This is a genomic window from Pseudomonas sp. TMW22090 (assembly GCF_022496665.1).
Classification (GTDB): domain Bacteria; phylum Pseudomonadota; class Gammaproteobacteria; order Pseudomonadales; family Pseudomonadaceae; genus Aquipseudomonas; species Aquipseudomonas gregormendelii.
The window spans coordinates 291,725-308,054 of the sequence record NZ_SCFH01000005.1 but is presented as its reverse complement, the minus strand read 5'-3'; the positions used below and the strand labels follow the sequence as shown (position 1 = coordinate 308,054).

Sequence of the window (16,330 nt, the reverse complement as noted above, 5' to 3'; positions counted from 1 at the left end):
CCATGCAAACTCGTGACGACATTTTCAACACCTTGCGCGATGCCTTGGTCGAACTCTTCGAACTGGACCCTGAACGCGTGAAGCTCGAATCCAATCTTTATCAGGATCTGGAGATCGACAGTATTGACGCCGTGGACCTGATCGATCACATCAAACGTCAGACCGGCAAGAAAATCGCCGCCGAGGAGTTCAAAACGGTACGTACCGTCAGTGACGTGGTCGAAGCGGTCTACCGCCTGGTTCAACCGGCCGCATGAGGCGACTGATCGGCCTCGGCTTGCTGCTGGCGGGCCTGCTGTACCCCTTCGCGGTGTATTTCGGCATGGAACACTTTGCCCCTTGGCAGTTTGGCCTGCTGTTGGGAAGCCTCTGGCTGGGGCGCGCGCTGCTCGGCCCGCGCAAACCCGGCAGCCTGTGGATGGCCGTCACCGCGATCATTTTTTGCCTGCTGCTGGCATTGTTCGACAGCCCACTGTTGTTGCGCTGGTATCCGGTGCTCATCAGCGGGTTCATGCTCGGTTTGTTTGGCCTGAGCCTGAAATACGGTCCGCCGATGGTCGAGCGCCTGGCACGGTTGCGTGAGCCGCAACTGCCGCCCCGGGCCATTGTTTATACCCGCCAGGTGACGATCGCCTGGAGTGTGTTTTTTCTCTGTAACGGCTTGCTGGCGACAGCCCTGACTCTTTGGGCGCCGCTGAACTGGTGGATGTTGTACACCGGCCTGATCTCCTATGGATTAATGGGCCTGATGTTTGCCATTGAATGGCTGATACGACAACGGGTACGAGGCCACCCATGAACTGGATTAAACTTGAGCAACTGCTGCTCAAGGCTCAACCGGAGCGCGCCGTGACGGCCGGGCCGGTGCTGACCCACGCCCAGCTGTGCGAACGCGCACTGCGCCTGGCTGCCGGCCTCGAAAGCCAGGGCATACGGCGCGTTGCCGTGCACCTGGAAGACGCCGCCGACCTGGCCGTCGCCCTGCTTGGCGCCTGGCGCGCCGGCGCCAGCGTGCTACTTCCGGCCGACCTGCAACCCGTTACCCGGCAACGCTGGTCCACGGAAGTCGACCTGTGGCTGACCGACCTGGCCGACGACGCCCATCTGGAGGATTACCGGGGCGCGCCCCTGGGTGCAGTCGAGTTCGACCTGGACCAATGCCAACTCAGCCTGTGCACTTCAGGTTCCAGTGGCGAGCCCAAGCGCATCGACAAAACCCTGGGCCAGTTGGCCAATGAAGTGCAGGCCCTGGAGACCCTCTGGGGTGCCGACCTTGGCCAGGCCTGCATCATCGGCAGCGTCGCCACCCAGCACATCTATGGGTTGCTCTTCCGGGTGCTGTGGCCGCTGTGCGCCGGTCGGCCGTTCGTGCGCAAGCAGCTGGCGTTTCCGGAAGATCTGCAGCGCGCCAGCCGCGAGTGCCCGACCTTCGCCTGGGTCGCCAGCCCGGCGCTGCTCAAGCGCATGGGCGACAACCTTGACTGGCCCGCCCTGAGTGCAGTTCGCCGGGTATTTTCTTCTGGTGGCGCCTTGCCGGCCGAAGCGGCGCGAAGCCTGCACCAGCGCCTGCAGCAATGGCCGACGGAAATCCTCGGCAGCTCGGAAACCGGCGGTATTGCCTGGCGTCAGGCCGATGAGCCCTGGCAGCCATTTGCCGACGTTGAACTGGCGCTGGACAGTGACGGTGCGTTGCTTGTCAGCTCTCCCTACATGCCCCCAGGCCACGTTGAACATACCGCCGATGCCGCGCAAATTGCCGCCGACGGCCGTTTTGAGCTCCAGGGGCGGCTGGACCGAATCGTCAAACTGGAAGAAAAACGTATCTCGCTTCCAATGCTCGAACAGGCGTTGAGCACCCATGATTGGGTGGCTGAAGCACGCATGGGTGTGGTGCAGGAAAACCGCGCGTCGCTGGGCGCGCTGCTGGTCTTGAGCGAGTCAGGCTTGCACGCGTTGCGCAACCAGGGCCGGCGCGCCGTTACCGAGGAGCTGCGCCAGCACCTGGGCCTGCACTGCGAAACCCTGGCGTTGCCGCGACGCTGGCGTTTTCTGCGACAACTGCCGTTCAACAGCCAGGGCAAGCTGCCGCAAGCGGATGTCGAGGGGTTATTGCTGGCTGCTCGACCGAAATTGCCAGAAGTACTGCAACAGATCGAAGACGATGGCGAGTGGAGCCTGCAATTGGCGGTGCCACCGGACCTGGCGTTCTTCAGCGGCCATTTCCCCAAGGCACCGGTGTTGCCCGGTGTGGTGCAGGTCGATTGGGCCCTCGCCCTGGGCCAACGATTGATGAACCTGCCGGAAAAATTCGCCGGTATGGAAGTCCTGAAATTCCAGCAACTGGTGCGCCCTGGGGATCAGGTCCAGTTGCACCTGCGTTTTGATCCGATGCGCGGCAAGCTGTATTTCGCTTATCGCAATGAAACCGCGACCTGTTCCAGTGGACGGATTCTGCTGGAGGCGGCGAGCGATGCCTGATTCTGGCAAGTGCTGCGCACTCAATCGCCCAGGGGGACGTGCTCATGCATAACCCTTGCGCCGTCATTCCGGTCTACAACCACGAAACCGCGATTACCACCGTGGTCGAGGCGGTACTTGGCAGCGGTCTTCCCTGCATCCTGGTGGACGATGCCAGTGCCCCGTCCTGTGCAAAAGTGCTCGATCACCTGGCGCTGCGCGAAAAGGTATTCCTGATTCGCCTCGCCGCCAACCAGGGCAAGGGCGGTGCGGTCATGACCGGTCTGCGCGAAGCCGCGCGCCTGGGGTTTACTCATGCATTGCAGGTAGACGCCGACGGCCAGCACGACCTGCAGGACATCGGCACCTTCATCGAGCAGTCTCGCGCCCACCCCGAGGCGGTGATCTGCGGTTACCCGCAATACGACGCCAGCGTCCCCAAGGGCCGCCTGTATGCCCGCTACCTGACCCACGTGATGGTCTGGATCAACACCCTGTCGCTGCAGATTCGCGACTCGATGTGCGGCTTTCGCGTGTATCCGCTGCCGCCCGTACTGGCCTTGATCGACTCGGCGAAAATCGGCAAGCGCATGGATTTCGACTCGGACATCCTGGTGCGACTGGCCTGGCGCAATCAACCGATGCTGTGGCGGCCCACCCGGGTGCATTATCCGCTGGATGGCGTTTCACACTTTCGCCTGCTCCACGACAACGTACTGATTTCGAGCATGCACACGCGGCTGTTTTTCGGCATGTTGTTGCGCGCGCCGGCGATGCTCTGGCAGCGGTGGCGCACATGAGCAGCAACAACAAGGCGCACTGGGCCGACCGTGAGGAGCGCGGCAGTTTCTGGTTGATGAAGCTCACGGCATTCGGTGCCCGGGTGCTGGGCCGGCGCCTGTTGAGCCCACTGTTGTATGGCATTGTCCTGTACTTTTTCCTCTTTGGTCGAAGCGCTCGCCACAGCGCCTGGCAATACCAGCAACGGCTTGCCGACTGGAGCGGGCGCAGCGACTTGCGCCCGACCCACTGGCGCGTCTTCGGCCAATTCATGGCATTTGCCGACTCGATGCTCGACAAACTCGACGTCTGGAACGGCAAGCTGAGCATCGAGCAGATCGAAATCATCGACCCGGCCCTGCTGCGCGATCAATTGCGTGCCTCCCGCGGCCAAATGCTGGTGGGTGCGCACCTGGGCAATCTCGAGGTGTGCCGCGCCTTGGCGGAGATCGGCGAAAAGGTCACCATGAACGTGCTGGTGCACACCAAGCATGCCGAGCAGTTCAACCGATTGCTGGGCGAAGCCGGCGCGACCAACTTGCGCCTGATTCAGGTGAGCGAGCTGGACCCGGTGATCATGCTGCAACTGCACGAGCGCCTGGAACGGGGCGAATGGCTGGCAATTGCCGGCGATCGTGTCCCCCTGCACGGCGGGCGTAGCGTCACGGTGGACTTTCTTGGCCATCAGGCCGCATTTCCCCAGGGCCCATGGCTGCTGGCTGGCCTGCTCAAATGCCCGGTAAACCTGTTGTTGTGCCTGAAGAAGCCAACGGGCGATTATCGACTGACACTCGAGCCGTTCACCGATGCCGTTACCTGGAAACGCAGCGAGCGCGAACAGGTCATTCATCAGTGGGCGAGCCGCTACGCCGAACGCTTGGGTCACTATTGCCTCGAAGCACCACAACAATGGTTCAACTTTTACCCTTTCTGGAAGACCGATGACGACGCCAACGCTTGAGCCGGTAACCTTCGGCGAACTCCCCCTGCGTATTGAAGATGTGCGGGCCCTGGCCAACCGCCAGGTGCCTGTGCAGTTGCAAGGCGACGCCCTGTTTCGCCAGCGCATCGCCAAAGGCGCGCAGTTCCTGGATTCGCTGCTGGACAAGGAAGGGGTGATTTACGGCGTGACTACCGGCTATGGCGACTCCTGCGTAGTCGCGGTGCCGCTGCATCACGTCGAGGCGCTGCCTCGTCACCTGTACACATTCCACGGTTGCGGCCTGGGCAAGTTACTCGACGCCCAGGCGACCCGCGCCGTGCTCGCTGCACGCTTGCAGTCGCTGTGCCAGGGTGTGTCGGGGGTTCGCGTGGAACTGCTGGAACGCCTCCAGGCCTTCCTTGCACACGACATCCTGCCGCTGATACCGGAGGAAGGCTCGGTGGGCGCCAGCGGCGACCTGACTCCGTTGTCGTATGTCGCCGCGACGTTATCCGGCGAGCGCGAGGTCATGTTTCGTGGCGAACGCCGGCCAGCGGCCGACGTCCATCGCGAACTGGGCTGGGAACCCCTGGTGCTCAGGCCCAAGGAAGCCCTGGCATTGATGAACGGTACCGCCGTCATGACGGGCCTGGCCTGCCTGGCCTACGCGCGAGCCGATTACCTGCTGCAACTGGCCACCCGCATTACCGCAATGAACGTGGTGGCGCTGCAAGGCAATCCGGAACACTTCGACGAGCGCCTGTTCGCCGCGAAACCGCATCCGGGGCAGATGCAGGTCGCTGCATGGCTGCGCAAGGACCTGGCTATCGACGCTCCCACCGCACCGCTGCATCGCCTGCAGGATCGCTATTCCCTGCGGTGTGCGCCCCACGTGCTCGGCGTATTGGCCGATAGCCTGAACTGGTTGCGCTCGTTCATCGAAATAGAACTCAACAGTGCCAACGACAATCCGATCATCGACGCTGAAGCCGAGCGGGTGCTGCACGGCGGTCATTTCTACGGCGGCCACATCGCCTTTGCGATGGATAGCCTGAAAAACCTGGTTGCCAACGTCGCCGACCTGCTCGATCGTCAGCTCGCGCTGTTGGTCGACGAGCGCTACAACCATGGCTTGCCGAGTAACCTGTCGGGTGCCACGGCTGATCGGGCGATGCTCAATCACGGCTTCAAGGCGGTGCAGATCGGTACGAGCGCGTGGACCGCAGAAGCCCTGAAGAACACCATGCCGGCCAGCGTCTTTTCCCGCTCCACCGAGTGCCACAATCAGGACAAGGTGAGCATGGGCACCATCGCTGCACGGGATGCCATTCGCGTGCTGGAGCTGACCGAACAAGTGGCTGCCGCGACGCTGCTGGCCGCCAACCAGGGCGTCTGGTTACGCAGTAAAGCCGAGGACGCGCGTACATTGCCGCCGGCACTTGCCGCCATGCACGCGCAGCTGGCTGAAGATTTCCCGCCAGTGATCGAAGACCGGGCCCTGGAGAGCGAGTTGCGCCTGTGCCTGCAGCGTATAGCCGAACAACACTGGAGGCTGCATGCGTAGCAAGGGCGTGCTTCACATCGATACGCAAATCCTCGTGCCGTTTTTCGACGTCGACACCATGCACGTCGTCTGGCACGGCCATTACATCAAGTACCTGGAAGTCGCCCGCTGTGCGTTGCTGGACCGCATCGGCCACAACTACAGCGCCATGGTCGAGTCGGGCTACGCCTGGCCGGTGATCGACCTGCAGCTGCGATATGTGCGTGGCGCGGTGTTCGGCCAGAAGCTCAACGTCCGGGCGAACCTGGTGGAATGGGAGAACCGGTTGAAGATCAACTACCTGATCACCGACCTGGAAACCGGCGAACGCCTGACCCGCGCCGTATCCGTACAGGTCGCCGTCGATATGAGCAATCGCGAAATGCAGCTGGCGTCCCCGAAGATCTTTACAGATGCAGTGGAAAAGGTGCTCGAATGAACTGGCGGACAACCTGCTGCAAATTTCTGGTGGCAGGCGTCATGCTGCTGGGTACTTCACTGGCCCAGGCTTTTGATCTGCAGCAGCTCAGCGATCAACTGGGCAAACCTGACGTGATCCACGGCAGTTTCATCCAGGAAAAACACCTGCGCGCCCTGCCCCAGCCGCTGACCAGCAAGGGCACATTCGTCCTGGCGAAAAACCACGGCCTGCTCTGGCTGCTCAGAACACCGCTGCAGCAAGATTATCGGATCACCGCCAAGGGCATCGCCCGGCGCGACGGCAACGGCTGGCAAATGCTGCCGGGCAAGAGCGCCGGAGCCGAGCAGAACCGATTGTTCCTCGCGGTGCTGCAAGGTGACAGCAGCGGGCTGCAACGAGACTTCGACCTGTCGCTCAGTGGCGATGCAAAGGACTGGAAGTTGACCCTGATCCCGCGTTCGCTGCTGTTAAAGCAGGTGTTCAACCAGATCAACATTGCCGGGGCCGAGTTGGTGCACAGTATCGAACTGCTGGAAACCCAAGGCGACAGCACCCTTTTACGCATGCAGGACAGTACCGCCGCGCAACCGTTGAGCGACTCGGAGCAACATGACTTTGCCGAGTGAACGCAGGCTCCCGCAGATTTTCCTGATCCTGCTACTGGTGGTACTGGCGCTGGCCGGTTGGCAATGGCGTAACGGCCCACCGCTGTCGGCCAACCTGATGGAGCTGGTACCAGGCACGGCACCGGATGCACTGGAGTCACGCGCCGAGCAGCGCATGCAGGAACCCTTGAACCGCGAGATGCTGGTACTGGTCGGCCACGCTGATCGGCAACAGGCTGTGGCCATGGCGCAGCAACTCGGCGAGCAATGGCAAGCCAGCGGCCTGTTCGAAAAGGTCCAGTGGAACCTGCAAGCCGACTTGCCGGCGCTGCGCACCCAGCTGCTGCAGGGTCGCCTGGCGATGCTCTCGTTCGAAGATCGCCAGCAGTTGATCGAGCACCCCGACGCGTTCATCCAGCAGCGCGTGCAAGGCCTTTTCGACCCCTTCACCGGCTTCAGCCTGGTACCCAGCCAGGAAGACTGGCTGGGGTTGACCGGACGCATCCAGAACAGCCAGCCCCAACACGGCGCCGTACAACTGGACATCGGCAGCGGTGCGCTGGTGGCTGATACTGACGGCATAAGCTGGGTGCTGCTGCGCGCGCGCACCACCGGGAATGCATTCGACATGAAGCTGCCCCTGCAGGTCGCCGAACTGCTCCAAAGCAGCCGTGCCGAAGCCGCCCAGGCCAAGGTACAACTGTTGGCGGCCAGCGGCCTGCTCTATGCCGCAAACGGCCAGCAGCAAGCCACCCGCGAAATGACCTGGGTCGGCGGCGGCGCCACGATCGGCATTCTATTATTGCTACTGCTGGCCTTCCGGCGCTGGCGCGTCTTGCTCGCCTTTGTCCCGGTGCTGGTGGGCATGCTCTTCGGTGCGGCGGCCTGCGTCGCCCTGTTCGGCCATATGCATGTGATGACGCTGGTGCTCGGTTCGAGCCTGATCGGCGTGGCGGTCGACTACCCGCTGCATTACCTGTCCAAAAGCTGGAGCCTGAAACCCTGGCGCAGCTGGCCAGCCCTGCGCCTGACCTTGCCCGGCCTGACGCTGAGCCTGATCACCAGTTGCATCGGTTACCTCGCCCTGGCCTGGACTCCGTTTCCAGCGCTGACCCAGATCGCGGTGTTCTCCGCAGCGGGTCTGATCGGCGCCTACTTGTGCGCGGTATGCCTGCTACCGGCATTGCTGAAGGGGGTGCAATTGCGCCCTGCTCAATGGCCGTTAAGGGTTTGCGAAAGCTTGCTGCTGTGCCGCGAAGCACTGCTCAAGCGGGCCAGCACCCCGGTATTGCTGGCAGTGCTGGTCGCCTTCTGCGTCGCCGGCCTGCTACAGCTCGACAGCAAGAACGATATTCGCCAATGGGTCGGCGCGCCCCAGCAGCTGACGGACGAAGCCCAGACCATTGCCCGGATCACCGGTTATCAGCCCACCAGCCAGTTCTTCCTGGTGCGCGCGGCCGATCAGCAGCAATTACTCGAACGCCAGAACGCGCTGAGCGAGCGACTCGATCAACTGGTCAACCTGGAGAAACTCCAGGGTTACCTGTCCCTCAATCAACTGGTCAGCCCGCCCAGCGAACAGGTACAGGTTCGCGAAGCGCTGAACAAACTGGCGCAACACTGGCAGCCGTTGCTTGATCTCGGCGTACCGGTGGCAGCACTGCAAGCCGAACTCGAAAGCTTGCGCGCGTTGCCGATCCAGGATGTCGACACGGCGCTACGCGGCCCACTGGCAGAGCCCTATCGCGCCCTGTGGCTGGGTTCGACCGATGACGGAGGCGTAGCGGCTATGGTGAGCCTGCAAGGCTTGAATAACCCCGCGTTGCTGCAGGTTCAGGCCCTGGACCTGCCGGGTGTGGAGCTGGTCGATCGCCTGGGTGAATTGAACAGCGTCTTCGCCGCGACCCAGATCAGCGCCGCCGAGTTGAAACTGGCTTCCTGCGTGCTGATCGTGCTGGTGCTGATCCTGCCGTTCGGCCTTGGCGGCGCCTTGCGCATTGTCACTCTGCCGCTGCTGGCCGCGGTGTGCAGCCTGGCCAGTCTGGGCTGGCTGGGGCAGCCGCTGACCTTGTTCAGCCTGTTTGGCCTGCTGTTGGTCACCGCCATCAGCGTCGACTACGCGATCCTCATGCGCGAGCAGGTCGGTGGGGCGGCAGTGAGCCTGCTGGGCACCTTGCTGGCGGCGCTGACCACTTGGCTGTCCTTCGGTCTGCTGGCCGTGTCGAGCACGCCGGCGGTGAGCAACTTCGGCCTGTCGGTGAGCCTGGGGCTGGTGTTCAGTTTCATGCTGGCGCCGTGGGCTGGCCGCCAGAGTCATGCGGTTGCAACGGCGGAGTCGGTGGCATGATGATCGCCCTGTTCTGGATCCTGGCCCTGAGTCTGTTTGCCCTGGCGACCTATGTCGGGCGCCGCTTTGGCCTGATCCCTATTGTCAGCCAGTTGCTGCTGGCCACCATCGGTTTGCCGCTGTTGATGTACTTCTGGATCGAGCCCGGCTGGCAATTGAGTGGCGCCCAGCTTATCTCCCCGGCCTGGCTGAAAAACCTCTACAGCCTGAGTTTTGCCCTGTTACTGGGGCATATCCTCAGTGACGTCATCGACCTGCGTCTGGACCGCCAGAGCCTGAAAATTGCCCTGCCGAGTTTCTGCATGCCCTTCGCTTGCGGACTGGCTACTGCGGTATGGCTGTTGCCCGCGCAGCCCTGGATCAGCTCGCTGGCTGTCGGCCTGCTGTTCGCCATCACCGCAATTCCGGTGTTGTACCTGTACTTGCGGCACATCAACTACCCGAGCACTGCAACGCGGCGCCTGGTGCAGACCGCCATCCTGATCGACCTCACGTGCTGGACCCTGTTCGCCATCGCCCAGGGCAGCCTGCACTTGAGCAGTCTGCTGCTACCATTGGCAGGAGCCTGCCTGCCGTTACTGCTGAGCCTGCTCGGCATGCGCCAACCGTTGTTGCACAGCGGCTGTTTCTTCGCGCTGCTGGTGGTTGCCGAACACTTCAAGCTCAATGCACTGATTCTCGGCATCGGCTACCTGCTGTGCATGGCGGCCTTGAAAGTGCCATTAGTCCTTCCGCTACCGGCGGCCTGGATGAGCCGGTTGCAGACGAACATCGCGATCCCGCTCATTCTCACGTTCGGCATCGTGCAAATCGACGTCCATAGCGCCATGGCCAGCCTTGGCTGGGGGCAGCTGGCAGCATTGCTGGTGTTGCCGATAGCCAGCAAATTGCTGGGCAACTGGCTGGGCCTGGGCTGGGCCGGTGCTTCGTTTGAAGGCGCCAGTCGCTGGCGGGAAAGCGTCCTGCTGAATATTCGCGGTTTGAGCGAGATCGTCTTTCTCAACCTGCTGCTGCAACAACATCTCATCAGCCCGGCGCTGTATTTTGCGCTGATGCTGATGGGACTGATCGCGACATTGCTGCCGGCACTGGTCGGCATGCACCGAATCCCCATGAACATCGCCGCCCCGGCAAGGAACCCCCATGCCAACAGTTGAAACGGAATGTCGCCAGGTGGTTGTCATCGGCGCAGGCCCTTCGGGTGCCATCGCCGCCGCTTTGCTCAAACGCAAAGGGCATGATGTGCTGATGATCGAGCGTCAGCATTTCCCGAGGTTTTCCATTGGCGAAAGCCTGCTGTCCCACTGCCTGGACTTCGTCGAGGAAGCGGGCATGCTCGATGCAGTAAACGCCGCCGGTTTCCAACTGAAAACCGGTGCGGCCTTCGCCTGGGGCGAGCAGTACAGCGCATTCGATTTTGGCGACACCTTCAGCAACGGCAAACCGACCACCTTCCAGGTGCTGCGTGCCGATTTCGACAAGCTGCTGGCGGACCAGGCAGCGCTGCAAGGCGTCGAAATCCGCTACGGTGAAACCATCGTCAGCGTGGTGCCCGACCTGGCCAAACCGCAGCTCGGCGTGCTGCGTGAAGATGGCAGCGAGTACCGCATAGAAGCCCAATTCATACTCGATGCCAGCGGCTACGGGCGGGTCCTGCCGCGCCTGCTCGACCTCGAAGCGCCGTCGAACTTTCCGGTGCGCCAGGCCGTGTTCACCCATGTCGAAGACCATATCGACAATCCGGCCTTCGATCGCAGCAAAATCCTCGTCACCACCCATCCAACCCAGCGCGACATCTGGTTCTGGACCATCCCGTTCAGCAATGGCCGGTGCTCTGTGGGCGTGGTCGCGGCGGCGGAACATTTCGCAGGGCGCGCGGACAATCTGGACGACTGCCTGCGTGGTTTTATCGCCGAAACCCCAAGCCTGTCGGCCGTGCTCGACAACGCAGTCTGGGACACCCCCGCGCGCACCATCGGTGGTTATTCGGCCAACGTCAAATCCCTGCACGGGCCCGGCTTCGCGCTGCTGGGTAACGCCGCCGAATTCCTGGACCCGGTGTTTTCCTCCGGCGTGACCATTGCCATGCGCTCGGCGAGCATGGCCACTGCGGTACTGCATCGCCAACTGCAGGGTGAAAATGTCGACTGGGAAAGCGAGTTCGCCGTCCCGCTCAAGCGTGGCGTCGATACGTTTCGCTGCTACGTGGAAGGCTGGTATGCCGGAACCTTCCAGGACGTGATCTACCATCCGGGCAGTTCACCGGACATTCGCCGCATGATCAGCGCGATCCTCGCCGGTTATGCCTGGGACGAACGCAACCCGTTCGTCGCCGAACCCAAACGCCGGCTGCGGATGCTCTCGGAACTGTGCGCAAGGGACGCCACATGAGTTTCCTGAGCGACAATTACGTCGAGGAAACCCGCTTCGGTTTCTGGTTCCTGCGCAGCCACACCTGGCAGCACCACGTGTTGCGGGTGGCGATCAATGACCTGCGCAGCCTGTTCAGCGAACCACCACCCGCTCATCCCGTGCTGCTCGATGCCGGTTGTGGCCAGGGTAAGTCGTTCCAGCTGTTGCACCAGACCTTTGCACCACAACGCCTGACTGGCCTGGATGCCGACCCTCACAGTCTCGAACTCAGCCGTGAAGAAGCCGCTCGCCAGTGCATCGAAGTGGAATTGATCGGCAGTGACTGCGCGAGCATTCAACTGCCGGACGCCAGTGTCGACCTGTTGTTCTGTCACCAGACGTTCCATCATCTGGTAGAGCAGGACCTGGCCCTGGCCGAGTTCTATCGGGTATTGAAACCTGGAGGGTATCTGCTGTTCGCCGAATCCACCGAGGCTTACATTGATACCTGGGTGATTCGCTGGTTGTTTCGCCATCCCATGCATGTGCAAAAAAGTGCCGCCGGGTATCTGCAGATGATTCGCCAACAGGGTTTCGAGTTCGGCCCGCAGAACGTGTCCTACCCCTACCTGTGGTGGAGTCGCGCCAGGGATTTCGGCCTGCTGGAGCGCCTGGGCCTGCAACGGCCAAAAGCCGTTGGTGAGCGAGAAGAAACCCTGGTCAATGTGGTTGCGCGCAAACCGCTTGAAGGTGCCGTTTGATGAGTATTTTCAACACCGCGCAATTCACCTCCTGCAGGCTGGCTCCCACATGTTTGCTGCTCGGTACACTGCTGCTGAGCGCCTGCACCAGCCGGGCGCCGCTGCCCGAGCAAACGCCTGACCTGGCACTGCCCATGCAACTGCATATCCAGCGCCTGCAAGCCGACCAGCGCCTGGACTGGGTGCTGGTGATCCAGCGCGAAGGGCCGGGCATTCGCTGGTCGATGATGGACCTGCTGGGCATTCCCCAGGCCCGGCAGAAACTGGTCGACGGCGCCTGGCACGCCGACGGCCTGCTGCCACCCAATGCCGAAGCGCGGGAATTGTTTGCTGCCTTGCTGTTTGCGCTGACCCCCAGGGATCAATTGCAGGGCAACTACCCCAGCGCCTGGCAACACGGTACGCAACGGTCATTGCCCGAGCGTTGGGACGTGCGCTACAGGCAACCGCAAAACTTCGATCTGACCCTGCCCGAAGGTCCGAAATACCAGGTCACGCCCCTGAGCGGGGATACGCCATGACTGCCTATTTGAATGCCCTCGGGGTGATCTGCGCCCTGGGTCGGGGCAAGGAGGAAGTCAGCCGCAACCTGTTTGCCGGCGACTGCTCCGGCATGCGCGACGAAGCCGGCTGGATTGTCGATCGTACGGTGCCGGTGGCGGCTGTGCGCGGCGAGCTCGCGGCCATCCCTGTCGAACTCACGGAGCAAGCCAGCCGCAACAATCAGCTGCTGCTGGAAGCCGCCCTGCAGATTCGCGAGGACATTGACCAGGCGATTGCGACCTACGGCCGCCATCGCATTGGCGTGGTCCTGGGCACCAGCACTTCAGGCATAGACGAAGCCAGCCGCGGCCTGGCCCATTACATTCGCGAGGACGTGTTTCCCGCTGACTACAACTACCAGCAACAGGAACTCGGCGCGCCGGCGAATTTCCTCGCCGACTGGCTGCAAACCAGCGGTCCGGCCTATGTCATCTCTACCGCGTGCACCTCCAGTGCCCGGGCACTGATGAGCGCCCAGCGCCTGTTGAACATGGGGTTGTGCGATGCGGTGCTGTGCGGCGGAGTCGACAGCCTGTGCAAACTGACCCTCAACGGTTTCTCTGCGCTGGAGGCCGTGTCCGGTCAGCGCTGCAACCCCTTTTCAGTCAATCGCAACGGCATCAACATCGGCGAAGCGGCCGTACTGTTCCTGATGACCAGACAGCCCGGCGGCAGCCCGTCGATTGCGCTGCTGGGCAGCGGTGCAAGTTCCGATGCACACCATATTTCCGCGCCGGAACCGGCTGGCCGCGGCGCACTGCAGGCCATGCGCAAGGCCCTGGATCGTGCGAATCTGCAACCGGGCCAGATTGCCTACCTGAACCTGCACGGCACGGCCACACACCATAATGATTCGATGGAAAGCCTGGCGGTGACCACCCTGTTCCCGGCGGGCGTGCCCTGCTCGTCGACCAAACCGCTGACCGGCCACACCCTCGGCGCAGCGGGCGCCCTGGAAGCTGCGTTCTGCTGGCTGAGCCTGTGCAAGGACAATCTGCAGCACGCCTTGGCGCCGCATGTCTGGGATGGCCAACCCGACCCGGACCTGCCACCGCTGAATTGGGTGACCGGCACGGATCGCCTGTCGTCCATTGCACCGCGCTACCTGATGAGCAATTCCTTCGCCTTCGGTGGCAACAACGTCAGCCTGATAATCGGAGACGCACCATGATCGACTGGCCGCTCGCCGAACTGCTGCCGCACGCTGGCGACATGATCCTGATCGAACAGATCCTGTCGTTCGACGAGGAGCAGATCCACACCCGCCTGGTGGTCAGGCCTGAAGGCCTGTTCAGCCGCCCCGACGGCAGCTTGCCGGCCTGGGTCGGCATCGAGCTGATGGCCCAGAGCGTCGCCGCCTATGCCGGTTGCCACGCCCGCCAGCGCGGCGATGCGGTCGAGCTGGGTTTCCTGCTCGGTACCCGCAAGTTCGAATGCAATGTCGAACACTTCCCGATTGGCACCGAGCTGACCATACACGGGCTGCGCTCACTGGAAGATGAGAACGGCATGGGTGTATTCGAATGTCATATCAATGCCCCCGGCATCCACGCCACCGCTCGTCTGAACGTGTTCCGCCCGCCTCAGGCCGCGCAATATCTTGATGAATCAAAGGAGTCCAGTCATGACTGAATCCATACTGGTCACCGGCTCCAGCCGTGGTATCGGCCGCGCCATTGCCCTGCGCCTGGCCCAGGCCGGCCATGACATCGTGCTGCATTGCCGCAGTGGCCTGGCGGAAGCTGGCGCGGTCAAGAAAGAGGTCGAAGCCTTGGGGCGAAAAGCCCGCATACTGCAATTCGATGTGTCCGACCGCCCCAACTGCAAGGTGATCCTTGAAGCGGACGTAGAAACTTACGGTGCCTATTATGGCGTGGTGCTCAACGCCGGACTGACCCGCGACGGTGCTTTTCCGGCGCTGAGCGAGGATGATTGGGATGTGGTGATGCGCACCAACCTGGACGGTTTCTACAATGTGCTGCACCCGGTGATGATGCCGATGATCCGTCGCCGTGCGGCCGGGCGCATTGTCTGCATTACCTCGGTATCGGGACTGATCGGCAACCGTGGCCAGGTCAACTACAGCGCTTCCAAGGCGGGTTTGATCGGCGCGGCGAAAGCCCTGGCGATCGAGCTGGGCAAACGCAAGATCACCGTCAACTGTGTCGCACCCGGCCTGATCGACACGGCGATGCTCGATGAAAACGTGCCGGTGGAAGAACTGATGAAGATGATCCCCGCACAGCGCATGGGCACCCCAGAAGAGGTGGCCGGCGCGGTGAATTTCCTGATGTCGGCGGAAGCGTCGTACATCACCCGCCAGGTTCTGGCCGTCAATGGAGGCCTGTGCTGATGAAGCGCGTCGTCGTCACCGGCATGGCCGGTATCACCTCATTGGGCAGCAACTGGGAAACCATAGCCGGCAACTTCGCGGCCAACCGCAGCGGCATCCGCCGGATGGACGAGTGGGACCGGTTCACCGAGCTCAACACCCGTCTGGCCGGGCCCATCGATGACTTCAAGGTGCCCGCCCACTGGACCCGCAAGCAACTGCGCAGCATGGGCCGGGTATCGCGCCTGGCGGTAGGTGCTGCGGAGCAGGCGCTGGCCGATGCCGGGCTGCTGGGCGATGAATCGATCAAGGACGGACGCATGGGCGTGGCATGCGGCTCGTCCACTGGCAGCACCGACGAAATCAAAGCGTTTGGCAATATGCTGCTCAACTCGGTGGCCGAGGGGCTCAACGCCAATTCCTACGTGCGCATGATGCCGCACACCACGGCGGCGAACATCAGCATCTTCTTCGGCCTCACAGGACGCCTGATCCCCACGTCCAGTGCCTGTACCAGCGGCAGCCAGGGCATTGGCTACGCCTACGAATCGATCAAGTTCGGCCGCCTGCCGCTGATGCTCGCCGGCGGTGCCGAAGAGCTGTGCCCCACCGAAGCCATGGTCTTCGACGCGCTCTATGCGACCAGCCTGAAAAACGACGCCCCGCAGACCACGCCGCGCCCTTACGACAAGGGCCGCGACGGCCTGGTGATCGGTGAAGGCGGCGGCATGCTGGTGCTCGAAGAACTGGAACACGCACTGGCCCGCGGCGCGCGCATTCACGCCGAACTGGTCGGCTTTGGCAGCAACGCAGACGGTCAGCACACCACCCGTCCGGAGCAGGTCACCATGCGCCGGGCCATGGAACTGGCGCTGGAAGACGCGGGCCTGCAGCCTTGTGACATCGGCTACGTGAACGGCCACGGCACTGCCACGGAACAAGGCGACATTGCCGAGACCCTGGCGACCAGCGCGCTGTTTGGCGAGCACATGCCTATCAGTTCGCAAAAGAGTTTCCTCGGCCACACCCTCGGCGCCTGTGGCGCACTGGAGTCGTGGTTCAGCATCGAAATGATGAACAGCGACCTGTATGCCCACACCTTCAATCTGGACGACATCGACCCGCACTGCGGCAAGCTCGATTACCTGCGCGGCGAATTCCGGCAGATGAGTAATCAGTATGTGATGAACAATAATTTTGCGTTTGGCGGGGTGAATACTTCGCTGATTTTTCGGCGGTGGTCTTGAAACACATATAGATCAAAAGA

At 62.4% G+C, this 16,330-nt stretch carries 17 protein-coding genes; all 17 read left to right on the top strand.

Annotation, left to right across the window (positions count from 1 at the left end):
• Positions 1–2 precede the first annotated feature (2 nt).
• Genes EQV97_RS16505 through EQV97_RS16425 form a run of 17 tightly spaced genes read left to right on the top strand, consistent with a single transcriptional unit; the run spans position 3 to position 16,310 of the window.
• Entirely contained in the window at positions 3–257 is a 255-nt protein-coding gene (locus EQV97_RS16505) for an acyl carrier protein (RefSeq protein WP_045061913.1), read from the top strand.
• A complete protein-coding gene (locus tag EQV97_RS16500; RefSeq protein WP_240889275.1) occupies positions 254–799 on the top strand; it encodes a hypothetical protein in 546 nt (181 codons plus the stop codon). Before EQV97_RS16505 ends, EQV97_RS16500 begins: the two co-directional genes overlap by 4 nt.
• Positions 796–2,478, top strand: coding sequence for an acyl-CoA synthetase family protein (locus tag EQV97_RS16495; protein ID WP_240889274.1), 1,683 nt, complete (start codon positions 796–798; stop codon positions 2,476–2,478). The genes EQV97_RS16500 and EQV97_RS16495 overlap by 4 nt, the downstream gene beginning before the upstream one ends.
• 44 nt (positions 2,479–2,522) lie before the next feature.
• Positions 2,523–3,257, top strand: coding sequence for a glycosyltransferase family 2 protein (locus EQV97_RS16490; protein ID WP_122841675.1), 735 nt, complete (start codon positions 2,523–2,525; stop codon positions 3,255–3,257).
• On the top strand, positions 3,254–4,198 hold the full coding sequence (locus EQV97_RS16485; RefSeq protein ID WP_240889273.1) for a glycosyl transferase: 945 nt from the start codon (positions 3,254–3,256) through the stop codon (positions 4,196–4,198). Before EQV97_RS16490 ends, EQV97_RS16485 begins: the two co-directional genes overlap by 4 nt.
• Positions 4,179–5,723, top strand: coding sequence for an aromatic amino acid ammonia-lyase (locus tag EQV97_RS16480; protein WP_122841502.1), 1,545 nt, complete (start codon positions 4,179–4,181; stop codon positions 5,721–5,723). Before EQV97_RS16485 ends, EQV97_RS16480 begins: the two co-directional genes overlap by 20 nt.
• Positions 5,716–6,141 carry an acyl-CoA thioesterase gene (locus EQV97_RS16475; RefSeq protein ID WP_045061919.1) on the top strand — a complete coding sequence of 142 codons (426 nt, stop codon included), beginning with the start codon at positions 5,716–5,718 and terminating at the stop codon, positions 6,139–6,141. Before EQV97_RS16480 ends, EQV97_RS16475 begins: the two co-directional genes overlap by 8 nt.
• The gene (locus tag EQV97_RS16470) at positions 6,138–6,749 is read left to right on the top strand and encodes an outer membrane lipoprotein carrier protein LolA (protein ID WP_240889272.1); all 612 of its coding nucleotides are present in this window, start codon (positions 6,138–6,140) and stop codon (positions 6,747–6,749) included. The genes EQV97_RS16475 and EQV97_RS16470 overlap by 4 nt, the downstream gene beginning before the upstream one ends.
• Positions 6,733–9,075: a hypothetical protein gene (locus tag EQV97_RS16465; RefSeq protein WP_240889271.1), complete on the top strand. Its 2,343-nt coding sequence runs from the start codon at positions 6,733–6,735 to the stop codon at positions 9,073–9,075. Before EQV97_RS16470 ends, EQV97_RS16465 begins: the two co-directional genes overlap by 17 nt.
• Positions 9,072–10,232, top strand: a complete 1,161-nt coding sequence (locus EQV97_RS16460; protein ID WP_225569309.1) for a sodium:proton antiporter — start codon at positions 9,072–9,074, stop codon at positions 10,230–10,232. The genes EQV97_RS16465 and EQV97_RS16460 overlap by 4 nt, the downstream gene beginning before the upstream one ends.
• Positions 10,219–11,466: an NAD(P)/FAD-dependent oxidoreductase gene (locus EQV97_RS16455; RefSeq protein ID WP_122841499.1), complete on the top strand. Its 1,248-nt coding sequence runs from the start codon at positions 10,219–10,221 to the stop codon at positions 11,464–11,466. The genes EQV97_RS16460 and EQV97_RS16455 overlap by 14 nt, the downstream gene beginning before the upstream one ends.
• A complete protein-coding gene (locus tag EQV97_RS16450; RefSeq protein ID WP_122841498.1) occupies positions 11,463–12,188 on the top strand; it encodes a class I SAM-dependent methyltransferase in 726 nt (241 codons plus the stop codon). Before EQV97_RS16455 ends, EQV97_RS16450 begins: the two co-directional genes overlap by 4 nt.
• Positions 12,188–12,709, top strand: a complete 522-nt coding sequence (locus EQV97_RS16445) for a hypothetical protein (RefSeq protein ID WP_240889270.1) — start codon at positions 12,188–12,190, stop codon at positions 12,707–12,709. The genes EQV97_RS16450 and EQV97_RS16445 overlap by 1 nt, the downstream gene beginning before the upstream one ends.
• Positions 12,706–13,902, top strand: coding sequence for a beta-ketoacyl-[acyl-carrier-protein] synthase family protein (locus EQV97_RS16440; protein ID WP_240889269.1), 1,197 nt, complete (start codon positions 12,706–12,708; stop codon positions 13,900–13,902). The genes EQV97_RS16445 and EQV97_RS16440 overlap by 4 nt, the downstream gene beginning before the upstream one ends.
• A complete protein-coding gene (locus EQV97_RS16435; RefSeq protein WP_240889268.1) occupies positions 13,899–14,363 on the top strand; it encodes a hotdog family protein in 465 nt (154 codons plus the stop codon). Before EQV97_RS16440 ends, EQV97_RS16435 begins: the two co-directional genes overlap by 4 nt.
• A complete protein-coding gene (gene fabG / locus EQV97_RS16430) occupies positions 14,356–15,084 on the top strand; it encodes a 3-oxoacyl-ACP reductase FabG (protein ID WP_240889267.1) in 729 nt (242 codons plus the stop codon). Before EQV97_RS16435 ends, fabG begins: the two co-directional genes overlap by 8 nt.
• Entirely contained in the window at positions 15,084–16,310 is a 1,227-nt protein-coding gene (locus EQV97_RS16425; RefSeq protein WP_122841493.1) for a beta-ketoacyl-ACP synthase, read from the top strand. Before fabG ends, EQV97_RS16425 begins: the two co-directional genes overlap by 1 nt.
• Positions 16,311–16,330 lie beyond the last annotated feature (20 nt).

Bases quoted from the DNA above. Each gene is read 5' to 3' on its own strand.
- EQV97_RS16505 (WP_045061913.1), top strand. From the start codon at position 3: ATGCAAACTCGTGACGACATTTTCAACACCTTGCGCGATGCCTTGGTC.
- EQV97_RS16500 (WP_240889275.1), top strand. From the start codon at position 254: ATGAGGCGACTGATCGGCCTCGGCTTGCTGCTGGCGGGCCTGCTGTAC.
- EQV97_RS16495 (WP_240889274.1), top strand. From the start codon at position 796: ATGAACTGGATTAAACTTGAGCAACTGCTGCTCAAGGCTCAACCGGAG.
- EQV97_RS16490 (WP_122841675.1), top strand. From the start codon at position 2,523: ATGCATAACCCTTGCGCCGTCATTCCGGTCTACAACCACGAAACCGCG.
- EQV97_RS16485 (WP_240889273.1), top strand. From the start codon at position 3,254: ATGAGCAGCAACAACAAGGCGCACTGGGCCGACCGTGAGGAGCGCGGC.
- EQV97_RS16480 (WP_122841502.1), top strand. From the start codon at position 4,179: ATGACGACGCCAACGCTTGAGCCGGTAACCTTCGGCGAACTCCCCCTG.
- EQV97_RS16475 (WP_045061919.1), top strand. From the start codon at position 5,716: ATGCGTAGCAAGGGCGTGCTTCACATCGATACGCAAATCCTCGTGCCG.
- EQV97_RS16470 (WP_240889272.1), top strand. From the start codon at position 6,138: ATGAACTGGCGGACAACCTGCTGCAAATTTCTGGTGGCAGGCGTCATG.
- EQV97_RS16465 (WP_240889271.1), top strand. From the start codon at position 6,733: ATGACTTTGCCGAGTGAACGCAGGCTCCCGCAGATTTTCCTGATCCTG.
- EQV97_RS16460 (WP_225569309.1), top strand. From the start codon at position 9,072: ATGATGATCGCCCTGTTCTGGATCCTGGCCCTGAGTCTGTTTGCCCTG.
- EQV97_RS16455 (WP_122841499.1), top strand. From the start codon at position 10,219: ATGCCAACAGTTGAAACGGAATGTCGCCAGGTGGTTGTCATCGGCGCA.
- EQV97_RS16450 (WP_122841498.1), top strand. From the start codon at position 11,463: ATGAGTTTCCTGAGCGACAATTACGTCGAGGAAACCCGCTTCGGTTTC.
- EQV97_RS16445 (WP_240889270.1), top strand. From the start codon at position 12,188: ATGAGTATTTTCAACACCGCGCAATTCACCTCCTGCAGGCTGGCTCCC.
- EQV97_RS16440 (WP_240889269.1), top strand. From the start codon at position 12,706: ATGACTGCCTATTTGAATGCCCTCGGGGTGATCTGCGCCCTGGGTCGG.
- EQV97_RS16435 (WP_240889268.1), top strand. From the start codon at position 13,899: ATGATCGACTGGCCGCTCGCCGAACTGCTGCCGCACGCTGGCGACATG.
- fabG (WP_240889267.1), top strand. From the start codon at position 14,356: ATGACTGAATCCATACTGGTCACCGGCTCCAGCCGTGGTATCGGCCGC.
- EQV97_RS16425 (WP_122841493.1), top strand. From the start codon at position 15,084: ATGAAGCGCGTCGTCGTCACCGGCATGGCCGGTATCACCTCATTGGGC.